The sequence below is a fragment of the Rhodococcus sp. 27YEA6 genome (assembly GCF_044908235.1).
Taxonomy (GTDB): domain Bacteria; phylum Actinomycetota; class Actinomycetes; order Mycobacteriales; family Mycobacteriaceae; genus Rhodococcus_F; species Rhodococcus_F qingshengii.
On sequence record NZ_JBIYCY010000001.1, the window covers coordinates 767954 to 779788 of the forward strand.

Annotated in this window: 13 protein-coding genes; 5 read left to right on the forward strand and 8 right to left on the reverse strand. The window is 62.2% G+C overall.

Features of this window, described 5'->3' with window-relative positions; all coding sequences use genetic code 11:
• Window positions 1–6: 6 nt before the first annotated feature.
• Both ABH939_RS03790 and ABH939_RS03795 read left to right on the forward strand, forming a co-directional pair.
• Window positions 7–594, forward strand: coding sequence for a TetR/AcrR family transcriptional regulator (locus tag ABH939_RS03790; protein ID WP_047270920.1), 588 nt, complete (start codon window positions 7–9; stop codon window positions 592–594).
• 10 nt (window positions 595–604) lie between these two features.
• On the forward strand, window positions 605–1951 hold the full coding sequence (locus ABH939_RS03795; protein ID WP_047270918.1) for a deoxyribodipyrimidine photo-lyase: 1347 nt from the start codon (window positions 605–607) through the stop codon (window positions 1949–1951).
• 4 nt (window positions 1952–1955) lie between these two features.
• Here ABH939_RS03795 and ABH939_RS03800 read toward each other — a convergent pair whose 3' ends face one another.
• The 3 genes from ABH939_RS03800 to ABH939_RS03810 all read right to left on the reverse strand — a co-directional run bounded on the left by ABH939_RS03800 (window position 1956) and on the right by ABH939_RS03810 (window position 4300).
• Window positions 1956–2324: a VOC family protein gene (locus ABH939_RS03800; RefSeq protein ID WP_003939994.1), complete on the reverse strand. Its 369-nt coding sequence runs from the start codon at window positions 2322–2324 to the stop codon at window positions 1956–1958.
• A gap of 156 nt (window positions 2325–2480) precedes the next feature.
• Window positions 2481–2927 carry a hypothetical protein gene (locus ABH939_RS03805; RefSeq protein ID WP_287980014.1) on the reverse strand — a complete coding sequence of 149 codons (447 nt, stop codon included), beginning with the start codon at window positions 2925–2927 and terminating at the stop codon, window positions 2481–2483.
• Window positions 2928–3061: 134 nt separating this feature from the next.
• A complete protein-coding gene (locus tag ABH939_RS03810; RefSeq protein ID WP_404649343.1) occupies window positions 3062–4300 on the reverse strand; it encodes an MFS transporter in 1239 nt (412 codons plus the stop codon).
• A gap of 113 nt (window positions 4301–4413) precedes the next feature.
• Here ABH939_RS03810 and ABH939_RS03815 point away from each other — a divergent pair, with 113 nt between their 5' ends.
• Window positions 4414–5004 carry a TetR/AcrR family transcriptional regulator gene (locus ABH939_RS03815; protein ID WP_007733425.1) on the forward strand — a complete coding sequence of 197 codons (591 nt, stop codon included), beginning with the start codon at window positions 4414–4416 and terminating at the stop codon, window positions 5002–5004.
• Here the strand turns inward: ABH939_RS03815 and ABH939_RS03820 are convergent.
• Together ABH939_RS03820 and ABH939_RS03825 are read right to left on the reverse strand one after the other, a co-directional pair.
• Window positions 4962–5582, reverse strand: coding sequence for a GNAT family N-acetyltransferase (locus ABH939_RS03820; RefSeq protein ID WP_404649344.1), 621 nt, complete (start codon window positions 5580–5582; stop codon window positions 4962–4964). The two genes, ABH939_RS03815 and ABH939_RS03820, sit on opposite strands and share 43 nt — an antisense overlap.
• Before the next feature lie 57 nt (window positions 5583–5639).
• Window positions 5640–6224: a TetR/AcrR family transcriptional regulator gene (locus tag ABH939_RS03825; RefSeq protein WP_007733423.1), complete on the reverse strand. Its 585-nt coding sequence runs from the start codon at window positions 6222–6224 to the stop codon at window positions 5640–5642.
• An 87-nt stretch (window positions 6225–6311) separates the two neighbouring features.
• On the opposite strand from ABH939_RS03825, the gene ABH939_RS03830 reads away from it, so the two are divergent.
• Entirely contained in the window at window positions 6312–6698 is a 387-nt protein-coding gene (locus tag ABH939_RS03830; RefSeq protein WP_003939752.1) for a DUF1304 domain-containing protein, read from the forward strand.
• A 7-nt stretch (window positions 6699–6705) separates the two neighbouring features.
• Here ABH939_RS03830 and ABH939_RS03835 read toward each other — a convergent pair whose 3' ends face one another.
• From ABH939_RS03835 to ABH939_RS03845, 3 genes are all read right to left on the reverse strand, one after another.
• Window positions 6706–7194: a hypothetical protein gene (locus ABH939_RS03835; protein WP_234551932.1), complete on the reverse strand. Its 489-nt coding sequence runs from the start codon at window positions 7192–7194 to the stop codon at window positions 6706–6708.
• Window positions 7195–7516: 322 nt separating this feature from the next.
• The gene (locus ABH939_RS03840; RefSeq protein ID WP_007733421.1) at window positions 7517–8362 is read right to left on the reverse strand and encodes a mycofactocin-coupled SDR family oxidoreductase; all 846 of its coding nucleotides are present in this window, start codon (window positions 8360–8362) and stop codon (window positions 7517–7519) included.
• Between the two features lie 92 nt (window positions 8363–8454).
• Complete coding sequence (locus ABH939_RS03845) at window positions 8455–10371, reverse strand: propionyl-CoA synthetase (RefSeq protein ID WP_003940009.1); 1917 nt, start codon at window positions 10369–10371, stop codon at window positions 8455–8457.
• A 178-nt stretch (window positions 10372–10549) separates the two neighbouring features.
• Here ABH939_RS03845 and ABH939_RS03850 point away from each other — a divergent pair, with 178 nt between their 5' ends.
• Entirely contained in the window at window positions 10550–11821 is a 1272-nt protein-coding gene (locus ABH939_RS03850; RefSeq protein ID WP_151098117.1) for an MFS transporter, read from the forward strand.
• Window positions 11822–11835 lie beyond the last annotated feature (14 nt).

Genomic DNA, 11835 nt, shown 5'->3' on the forward strand with positions numbered 1-11835 from the left:
GACTTGATGGAGCAACCGCGCAGACGTGGGAGAACCAGTGACGCCGAGCGCGCCGAACGACGCAACGAGATTCTCGACGTCGCTGTCGACTCGTTTCGAGATGTCGGGTTCGCCCGAACTACCATCGAGGGCATTGCCACGGTGGCCGGCGTCGCCAAGCGCACCGTGTACAGCTACTTCGGCGACAAGTCTGCGGTCTTTGCAGCTGCGGTTGCGCGTCAGCACGCGTACGTCGACAATGCCGGCGAGGGCCAGTCCGACCTGCTCGCCGCTGCAGTGGACATCGTCATCGCCCTGCACAGCGACAACTCGATTGCGCTGCACCGCATGATGATCGGCGAGGCAGTGCAGTTCCCTGAATTGGCCGCAGCGTTCTACGAATCCGGCCCGGCCAAGTCGATTGCCTTTCTGGAGAAGATATTGATCGATCAGCACGGCCAGAAGGCTGCGCTGTGCGCGGATCAGTTGTACACCTTGCTGCTCGGGGAGGAGCACCGGCGGCGACTGCTCGGGCTCACCTCCGAACCGACAGCCGAAAGAGCGGCGCAACTGGCGGCCCGCGCGGTGGGATGCGTTCTGAGATCTGATCGGTAGGCTCGACTGGGTGAGTAACTCTGTGATCTGGTTTCGACGCGATCTGAGGGTCGGTGATCTTCCGACTCTGACTGCAGCGGCGGATGCCGGCGGACAGACGTTGGGTTTGTTCGTCCTCGACGAGAAGTTGCTCGGACCGGCAGGCTCACCCCGCCAGAATCAACTGTTCGCCAACTTGTCGGCACTCGACAACCAGCTCGACGGACGATTGATGGTTGTTCGAGGTGATCCGGCAGACGTGGTGCCCCGCGTGGCGGAATCCGTTGGCGCCGAAGAAGTTCACATCAGTGCCGACTACGGGCCCTACGGCCGACGGCGCGACGCGGCCGTGGCCGAGAAGGTGGAGTTGATCGCCACCGGGTCACCATATGCCGTGGCGCCCGGACGCGTCACCAAGGCGGACGGTGATCCGTACAAGGTGTTCACGCCGTACTTCCGTCAGTGGATGGAACATGGTTGGCGGGGCCCCGCGTCGACCGATGCGGGGACGGTCCGTTGGTTCGATCCGAGCGAGAAGGACGGTGGCCCGCGCCGGGTGAGTATCCCCGCGCCGTCCGGCACCGTCAGCGATGTCGTCGGTGAGGCCGGTGCGCTCGAACAGTGGAAAGAATACTGCGAGAACGATCTTGACCGGTACGACGACGAACGAAATCGACCCGACCTCGACACCACGAGTCGGATGTCGATCCCGCTCAAGTACGGCACGATTCATCCGAGAACCATGTTGGCAGATCTCTCCAAGCGACTCGGAGACGGCGCTCAGGCGTACCGTCGCCAGCTTGCTTGGCGAGACTTCTACGCAGACATCCTGTTTCAGCGCCCCGACAGCGCGCGGAAGAATTACGACGACAAGTTCGACCGTTTACGTCACGACGGGGGAGTCGACGCAGACGCCGCCTTCACGGCCTGGTGTGAAGGCAAGACCGGCTTCCCGATCGTGGATGCCGGCATGCGGCAACTCGCCGCCGAGAACTGGATGCACAATCGGGTCCGAATGATCGTCGCGTCATTCCTGGTGAAGGACCTGCACATTCCGTGGTGGCGCGGCGCACGGTACTTCATGTCGCAACTGGTGGACGGTGACTTGGCCTCCAATCAGCACGGGTGGCAGTGGACTGCCGGGTCGGGTACGGATGCTTCGCCTTTCTTCCGCGTCTTCAACCCGATTACGCAAGGGGAGAAGTTCGATCCCGACGGCACATACGTCCGTCGGTGGGTCCCCGAACTTCGCGATGTTCCCGGGAAGGCCGTCCACTCGTTGAAGGCGATGCGCCCGGTCGACTACCCGGACCCGATCGTCGATCACGCGCACGAGCGTGAAGAAGCCTTGCGCCGGTACGGCGAGATCAAAGGCTGAGTGCTCAGTGATCTGCGGGCGCTACGCGGACGCGGTTTCCGTCCAGATCTGAAATGACGAACGTCAGACCGAAGACATCTTCGTTGGGTTCTTCGACGACCTCGACTCCCTTGGCCACCCACTCGTCGTGGATCGCCCGAATTTCGTTGCTCCCGCCGTCGACCAAGATGCCGACTTCGAAATTGCGCGGTGTCGCGGGATCGAGGTCGCGGGACTTGCCGCTCCACAGTGCAAGGACCACACCGCCGCCGAGGTCGAAGGTCATGTACCGAGGGCTGAGGACCTCAGGCTTCGCGTCGAACAATTCGCCGTAGAACGCTGCTGCGGAGGCGGCATCGCTGACGTAGATCAGAAACTGGTTGGGTAGTCGCACTGTGGTTTTCTCTCTCCCGTTGATGTTCGGGCCACCGGCAACGGGGCGTGTGCCTGGTCGTGCGGGGCTGCGTTCAACAATCCCCGCGCGCCGGACGAATGTCCAAGAACAAGTGCGTCTGAGAGGCAGATGGATTACTTATGACGACTGCTGCAGTCACACCACACTGAGGTGGTACCCGACGCTCAGGTTCGGGTAGTAGCCGTCGATGTAGCTCGAGATGAAGTAGTGATCAGGGTCGGTGGTGCGGGTTCCGTCGGTGTCGAACTGCGGATAGTCGTTGGCCATGAAGACGGCTTGTCCGCCGCCGGGAGTGGAATAGACGACGTCGACCGTCAGGCCGCGCGGGTCCTGGTTGTACGCCGTGACGATTTCGGTCTCGTGGGGCGCGAGCGACTGGCGTGGGCTCTGCATCCACTGTCCGTAGGGGTTGTCGGCGCCTTCGAGATGAATTGTCTGTTCGGTGTCGTTGCTGATCGTCATCGTGATGCTGTTGCCGGTTGTGGGAAGGGTTCCGGCACTGGCGATTCCGCTCAATCCCAACGTGAGGGCGCCGGCGGCCAGAGCTGTGATTGCCGCAACTACGTAGCGTGGGTTCGTCATCGTCGGTGTCCTTTGTCCGGGTGAGCGTTCGGTTGGCTCTCTCGAAGACAACTATGTCGGAGCAGATCGATGTCGTATGTCCACTCCCCGGACCCTGTGCAGGCGGAACGGTGTGTCCACCGATCGGGGGACACCTACTCCGACACCGAGACGGCTTCGACCTTTCGCTCGCCGGTGACCAGCAGTCCGATCAGTGCGGCCGCCGCGAGCACCATGACGAGTGCTCCGTAGGCACGCGTCGTATCCACCAATCCGACCTTGCCGACCAGGTAGCCGGCCAGCAAGGCGGGAAGACTGTTGGCCAGATATGCGATGACGTAGACGGTGGACAACAAACCCGCGCGTTCGTGGTTCTCGGCCAGCGGCATGACGGTGAGGATAGTTCCTTGGAATCCTGCTCCGAAGCCGATACCTGCAACAGCCGTACCGACCAGAATCAATACGGCAGAGGATGTTTCAGCACCGATGAGTGTGACGGCCACCCCGAGCACCAAGGCGATGGTTCCGATCAGCATCACGGTCCGGCCGCCGAGTTTGCGGAAGGTGAGTACTGCTGCCGCTCCGAATCCTGTCAGTGTTGCAACCATGATGGCACCGATGAGGGAGCTGTGAACGTCAAGTGCGTTGCGCGCCAATGCAGGTCCGAGTGAGAGGTAGAAACCTCCCAGCGCCCAGACCGCGATCAGGCACGGTGCGGTCAGGGCAATCATCGTGCGCGCCTGACGAGGAACGGCCAGTGTGGGGCGCAGGGACTGCCAGGCTCCGGGGCGTCCGCCCGAAGTCTCGGGAGCGGCCCATACTCCGAAGATCTCGAGAATGACAAGCACGAGAAGGACCAGGTAGACAGTGCTGGTGGGCCGGGGCAGGTGCTCGCTGATGAGGCTCGAACCCACTGCTCCGACTGCAAGCCCCATCGTCGGAGCGACGCTGTTGATGATCGATCCTCGGCCCGGAGTGCGTTCGAGGTCGATCAATGCCGAACCCAGAGCACTGATTGCAGCGCCGGTGGCAACACCCTGTACGACCCGGGCGATGAGCAGGATGGTCAAACCGTCGGCCGAGGCGAACAGTGCGAGCGAGACTGCCTCGAGCGCGAGTGCTCCGAGCAGGACCGGGCGCCTGCCGATGTGATCGGACAGGGATCCGGCGGTCAGGAGCGTGGCGAGCAATGCGAGAGCGTAGATGCCGAACACGAGCGTCGACGCGAGCGAGGAGAATCCCCACAACTGTTGATAGTGCTCGTACAACGGTGTCGGGGTCGCGGATGCGCCCAGGAACGTGGCGATGATAACGGCGATGAGTGTGAAAGCGACGCCTCGCCCAAGGCGTGGGCGTGAAGTGCTCTCGGTCTGTGGTGAAACGGTCGTTGTCATTGTCGTAGCGCTTCCCGTGCGGGTGGTGAAGACTTCAAACGCAAATACTTTGCGTTTGGGACGCTACGCCTGGCCGTAGCCTAATGCAACATCTTTGCGTTAGTATTGGATTTATGAGTCCGTCCGCAGGTCCGCGCCCCGGTGGCCGTAGTGCGCGCATCCAACAGGCCGTGCATGCGTCGGCGCGCAAGTTGTTGGAACAGCGTGATCGAGCCGAGATCACGGTGCCGATGATCGCGACCGATGCGGGAGTGACCCCGTCGACCATCTATCGGCGGTGGGGTGACATCAACGAAGTCTTTGCCGACGTCTCGATCGAGAGATTGCGCCCGGACGCCGACCCGCGTGAAACGGGCTCGCTCCGAGGGGATCTGACGATTTGGGCGCAGGAGTACCTCGAGGAGATGTCTGCGCCTGTCGGTCGTGCTTCGTTGCGTGACGTGTTGATGAGCGACGATCAGACGCATGCACCGGACGGTACGAAGAAGTTCAAGTGTGCCTTCTTCTGTCGGACGCAGATCGACGTGATCCTCGCGCGTTGGCCGGAAGCTGCCGGCGTGGATGGTGATTCGGTGGTCGACCATGTAGTGGCGCCGATCATCTACCGAATTCTGTTCGACCTCGAACCGGTCGTGCCGCAGCGAGTTGCGGAATTGGTGGATCAGACGCTTGCCCTCGCGGCGCGAGTCGTTGCCGAAGGCTGATCGCTACGTAGTCGGGCGTGGACGTGCATGTCGTGCCAGCCGTCGGCGTGCCTGGCGGAGCTTCGTCGAACACCTTCTTCGCTGAACCCTGCTTTGGTGGCGACTCGGCACGATCGTGGGTTGTGGATCGAGTGCTCGACTTCCAGTCGATGAAACCCCGCTTCGCGGAATGCCCACTCGGACAGTGCGGTTACAGACTGGGTGCACAGTCCGCGGCCGCGCGCCGCTGGGGTCACCCAATACGCGAGCTCGGCAGTGCCGTCCCACAAATTCACCCCCTTTGCTGCGATTCGACCGAGGAGTTCATTTGTCTCGGGAGCGGCGATCGCCCAATGGCATTCGGATTCGCTTGCCCACCCGTCTCTCCACTGGGTGAGCCAACCCCGTGCTTCGTCGATCGAGTCGGCGCGGCGGATGTGCCAACGCTGAATCGACGGATCGCGAAAGGCTTCCATGACGGCCGGTGCGTCGTCGCGGGTCCAGGGTCGGAGAATCGCGAAAGTCCCGACGTGGATCGAGGGTTGGTCCATTCCCCGGAGATATCCAGCGGCGATAGCGGGCGTGGTCAACTTGGGCACGTGAAGCATCATCGCCTACCCGCCTGATGGCGGGCAATGGCGTGAGCTTTCCGGTCATTATCCCTGCCACTCTGCGTTCAGTCGGCGCGCAGATTCCAGAGTTGCGATGGCCTCTTCGGTGTCAACTCGTGCGAGTACCAATGCACTTACCGTGCAGGAGAGAAGGATTCGAGTGCGATCTGAGAGCGTGGCGTCTGTCTCGGTTGGAAACGCGGCGTGTAATCCACTGTTGATCGCGTCGGCGAGTTCTCGGCGGTACGCGCGGATCACTGCGGCCGCCGCATCGTCGTGCGCGCCGAGTCCGGCAGCCGTATTGAGAAGTAGGCAACCGCGCCGAGGCGAGTCGGCGGTCATGGTGCCGATCGCGTGCGCAAGCGAGGAAAGGTAGTCGTCGACTGCGTCTGCCCCGGGATTTGTCGTGAGGCTGCGCAGACGTGGCCGGATGACGTGGTCGAGGTACAGCTGCACGGCGGCGTCGAACAATCCGCGCTTGTTGGTGAACGAGTTGTAGAGACTTGACCGACTCAGCCCCGTCGCGGATTCGAGGTCGCCGAGTGAGGCGCCTTCGTATCCGCGTGCCCAGAAAACGTCCAAAGCGGCAGCGACCACGGCTGTTGTGTCGAATTCTTGTGATCTGCCCATCAAAGCCTCGCTCTTTTTATATCGTTCGGTCCAGTATATATTGGACCGAACGATACAGAATTCACTCGAAGCAACAGGAGCTCAACGATGAACGTCGCCGGCTACATCTTCGCGGGACTGGCCGCAGCAGTGCACGTATACATTTTTGTCCTCGAATCGATTCTCTGGACGGCCCCGAAGACCCGCGCCACGTTCGGCGTGAAGTCCGAGGAAGAGGCGATCACCACGCAGCCGCTCGCCTTCAACCAGGGCTTTTACAACCTTTTCTTGGCGATCGTGTCGGCGGTCGGCATCGTGATTGCGGCGACCGGCTCCGCGTCGGTCGGAATTGCCCTCGTACTGGCAGGCACAGGATCGATGGTTGCCGCGGGATTGGTGCTGATTCTCTCGTCTCCCGACAAAGCCCGCGCAGCCGTCGTACAGATGCTTTTCCCAGCTATTGCCGTTGTTCTGCTCGTAATCCACCTGCTTTGAGTGGTCTCTATCCGCCGCCGAGCACCAGTGATTCGATCAACGCAAAAGCCCCGTTGAGTGCTCCGCAATCGAAGGCTTCGGCCAGGGCGTAACCGATGACAAGTTCGTCGGTGCTCGGCGTGCTCGACCAGACTGCGTCGGTCTGTCTGGGATCGGATTCCTCGTTCTTGGAGAAGTGCCCGATCCGCACTCCGTCGCGGGTGAATGCACTGTTCGCGTCGTCGACTGGGGCGAAGTTCAAACTCACGCCGTCGAAAAGTGCCGAGACAGAGTACGAGCGACGGGACAGAAACCCTTTGCCGACAGTGAGTTCGACTTCGTCGCCACCGACAGTGAAGAACAAGTCGGCGGCGGCGCGCGTTCCGATGGGTGTGCCTTCACGGCGCGGGGCATCGACTCGACGCGTCAACAGAGCGTGTGAGTTGCCGTTTCGGACGTCGACGACCCCCGTGTCGACATCGAACGAGATCTCGACTTTTCCGTGAATCGGGTCCATTACAGCGTATCTGACCGTCACTGTGCCTACCCCCTGTAAGTGTGAACTCGGGTCCATAATACGTGGTGGGAGCGTTGTCCAGTATGCCCGAATCCAAAAAAATAGTGCCGAATGACGCGCGTTTGCGGCCAAATGCTTCTACGCTGGGTCTTGGGTTTGTTGCGCATCCCACAACGGTTTTTCCCACACCAGACGAGGAGCGCCTATGAGGTTGTCGACTACTTGTTCTGTTGCTACGAAGGCTTGATCAAGCCGGAATTGCCTCTGCCGGATGGTGCTCGAGACCCATCCGGCAGAGGCAATTCTGCATCAGTTCGGGCCTTCAGCCGCCGGCGAATTTTTCCGAGGTGCCGAGATCGATCGGCAACGCGATGCCGGTGATCCCGCGCCCGGCCGGCCCCACCAGATAGAACACCGCATCCGCAATCACTTCGGGGTCGACCCACGGGTGGGGCAGCAGATTCAGCTTCGACATGATCGGAGCGGTATCGGCGAGGACAGGATTCTCCAAGTCTGGACGGAACGCACGAACCATCGGTTCGTTGTCGATCATCGTCGTTCGCACATTGCCCGGGTGTACGGAGTTGACTCGGATGTCTGCCCAGCCGAGTTCGTTGGCCAGAGACTTCGCCAACCCCCGAACGGCGTGCTTGGACGCCGAGTAATGTGCAATCCCCGGCACGCCTCGAAGCCCGGCCATCGAGCTGATCAACACGATGGATCCACCTCGATTGCCGTTCATGATGTGCGGAATCGACACCTTGGTCGTCAACCAGACGCCGGTGACGTTGATATCGATCAGCTCGCGGAACTCTTCGGCGCTCAGGTCCCAGGACAATTTCGCCGACGCCGCGATTCCCGCGTTGGCGATCACGATGTCCAGTCGGCCGAGTTTCTCGACTCCGGCGTCGACCGCTGATTTCAGGGCATCGAGGTCGCGAGTGTCCGCGACGGATGCGACGATACGCCGGCCCTGAGCTTCGACCAGGGCGACGGTCTGGGCGAGGTCGGCTTCGGTGGCCATGTCGTACCCCGCCGTTGCGACCGGCGCGCAGAGATCCACCGCGATGATGTCCGCGCCCTCGGACGCGAGCTTGACGGCATGCGCGCGCCCTTGACCACGCGCCGCTCCGGTGATGAATGCGACCTGACCGTCCAAATTGCCCATCGAACTTCCCCTGCCCGTGTGAATCGCCGAAACTGGAACGTGTTCATACTGCTACGTCCGGAGGCAGACAAACAGGGGAATTCGCTGAATCCTTATCCGCGAAGGAGTTTGGACAACTCGTCCAATACGCTCGCGTCCTCGATGGTCGACGGGACCGTGTACTCCTCGTTGTCGGCGATCTGCCGCATGGTCTTGCGGAGGATCTTGCCGGAACGAGTCTTCGGTAGTGCGGCGACGACGGTGACGTCCCGGAACGTGGCGACGGCACCGATCTGGTCTCGCACCCGCGCGACCAGTTCCTGTCGGAGTGTTTCGGGATCGATGTCGACGCCGGACTTGAGCACGACGTAACCGCTCGGCCGTTGCCCCTTGAGTTCGTCGTGAATGCCGATGACCGCGCATTCGGCGACAGCCGGGTGGCCGGCGACGACGGCCTCCATGCTTCCGGTCGAAAGGCGATGTCCGGCAACGTTGATCACGTCGTCACTTCGTCCGAGCACGAAGACGTAGTTGTCCTCGTCGATGTACCCGGAGTCGCCGGTGAGGTAATACCCTTCGAAAGTCGACAGGTAGGACTTCACGTACCGGTCCTCGTCACGCCACAGTCCGGCGAGTGTTCCGGGAGGAAGCGGCAGGCCGATCACGATGTTGCCCTCGGTGCCCGGACCCACGAGTTCGCCCTTGCCGTCGACGATTTCGACGCGGTATCCGGGGCAGGCGACGGTGGGTGAGCCCGCTTTGATCTCCATCGGTTCGAGGCCGCGCAGGTTCGCGCAGATGGCCCAACCGGTTTCGGTCTGCCACCAGTGATCGACCACCGGGCGATCGAGAATCCGAGTAGCCCACTCGTAGGTGTCGGGATCCAAGCGCTCGCCGGCCGCGAACAGTGTGTCGAGCGACGAGATGTCGTACTTGGCAAGCTCTTTTGCGTCCGGGTCGGCCTTGCGGACCGCGCGGATCGCTGTCGGAGCGGTGAAGAGTGCCGACACGTTGTATTCGGAAATGATGCGCCAGAACGCACCGGCGTCGGGGGTGCCGACGGGCTTGCCTTCGTACATGACCGTCGTGGCTCCGGCGAGCAACGGTCCGTAGACGATGTAGGAGTGGCCGACCACCCAGCCGACGTCGGAGGCGGTCCACCACACCTGTCCTGGGCTGATGTCGTACAGATTCTTCATGGTCCACGTCAGCGCAACGGCATGGCCACCGTTGTCCCGGACGACGCCCTTGGGCTTACCGGTCGTTCCCGAGGTGTAGAGGATGTAGAGCGGATCCGTCGCGGCGACCGACACCGGGTCGGCCGGGGTGGCGTCGGCGATCAGCTCGTCCCAGTCGAACCAGGCTGCGGCACTTGACTTGTAGTCGGAAGCTGCACCGGGAATCTGCTCGCGATTCTTCACGATCACGGTGTGCGCGGGAGTGGCGGACAGTTGCAGAGCCTTCTCGACCATCGGCAGGTACTCGATTGTTCGTCCGGGTTCGAGGCCGCCGGACGCCGTCACGAGCACCACTGGACCGGCGTCGTCGATTCGCGTTGCGAGCTCCTTGGCCGCAAAGCCGCCGAACACCACCGAATGCACCGCGCCGATTCGCGCACACGCGAGCATCGCGATCGCAGCCTCGGGGATCATCGGCATGTAGATGATCACGCGGTCGCCCGCCACCACACCCTGATCTTTCAAGACGCCGGCGAAGAGTGAGACCTGCTCGAGCAATTCGGCGTAGGTGTAAGTGGCTTTGGTGGGGACCATCGCGGAGTCGAAGATCAACGCGGTCTGATCGCCGCGGCCGTCGCGGACGTGCCGATCGAGGGCATTGAAGCTGGTGTTGAGCGAAGCATCCGGGAACCAGCGATAGATCGGCGCGGCAGAGTCGTCGAGAGCCTTGGTGGGGGCGACATCCCAGTCGACGGCCCGCGCAGCGTCGAGCCAGAACTTCTCCGGCTGATCCATGCTCTCGCGATATGCGTCGGCATACGTGGTGTGGGACGCCTGCTCGGAAGAGCTCATCGACGTGTGTCCTCTCGTGAACTTCGCTTACCGGTGACCTGAAACACCTTAGGTCACCGTCAGTGCGGTGCGCCTCAGTAGCGGTGCGGGTACCGTCCCTTTGCGCCGGGCGGGCCTGTCCCGTCGGCCAGTGGCGCGCAGGGGTGGGATAGGCCAGGGACTGAAATGGGGGATCGATGTGACAGGTGCAGCGCAACGCGCAGGCTTCTGGGGAGTCCTCGCTCTGCGTGACTTCCGACTTCTGTGGACCGGCGACGCAGTCAGCGGTATCGGAAACGGTGTCACGACCGTCGTACTGCCGCTGATCGCGCTTCGCGAACTGGACGCGAGTAGCTTTCAGATCGGTGTGCTGGCATCAGCAGTGTGGTTGCCGTGGTTGATCGTCGGACTACCAGCCGGTGCCTGGATCGACCGGCTGCCTCGGCGCCCGATCATGATGATCGCGAACGCTGCGTGCGCGCTGTTCTTCGCGAGCCTCGCGATCGCCGGCTTCCTGGAGGCGATGACATACGGCCACCTGCTCCTGGTCGCGCTGCTCACCGGTACAGCCACCGTCTTCTTCCAGGCGGCCTATCACTCGTATCTCCCCACGGTGCTCGCCGAAGCGGATCTTGTCGAAGGGAACTCGAAGATTCAGGGCGCCGAGGCCGCAACTCGGGTGATCGGCCCAAGCGTCGGTGGGCTGGTGGTTGCAACTGTCGGGCTCGCGGCCGGTCTGGTTGTCGACGCGTTCACGTTCGCCTTCTGCTTCGTATGCATCTGGCTGATTCGTGTGCAGGAGACCGTCCATCGCGGACAGAATCAGCGAGAACCGTTGCGACGGCAGATTGCGCTCGGACTGCGATTCGTCGCCGGTGATCCGTATCTGCGGTCGATCGTCGTCTACGGCACTCTGCTCAATTTCGGTCTCACCGGGTACTCCACGATCCAGATCGTGTTCCTGGAAAAGACGGTTGGCGTGGGGGAGTTCGGACTCGGGCTTCTCCTGGCGATTGCCGGGGTGGGCGGAATTGTCGGATCGATGATCGCGCGCCCGCTCGGCCGCAGATTCGGCACTGCCCGAAGCGTCCTCATCTGTCAGTTGGTGACGGGACCGTTCATCCTGTTAGCACCTCTGACGACGTACGGTGCCGGCCTGTTCTGGTTCTGCATCGGCGGCATGGTGACGGTTGCGGGCGTCGTGTCGTGCAACGTGGTGCTCGGCAGTTTCCGTCAAAGTTACTGTCCGCCGGACCGCCTCGGACGAGTGGTGGCAACGAGTATGTTCCTGCTGCACAGCAGCATTCCGCTCGGTGCTCTGACGGCAGGCTATCTCGGCGACGCAGTGGGACCGCGCGGGACGATGTGGATCATGGCCTGCCTGATCGCGCCGTGCGGATTGGTCTTGCTCTTCAGCCCCCTCCGCGGAATCCGCGATCTACCGAGTCGGCCTGCGATCTCAGTGCGGTAGAGAATCGCTGCGGT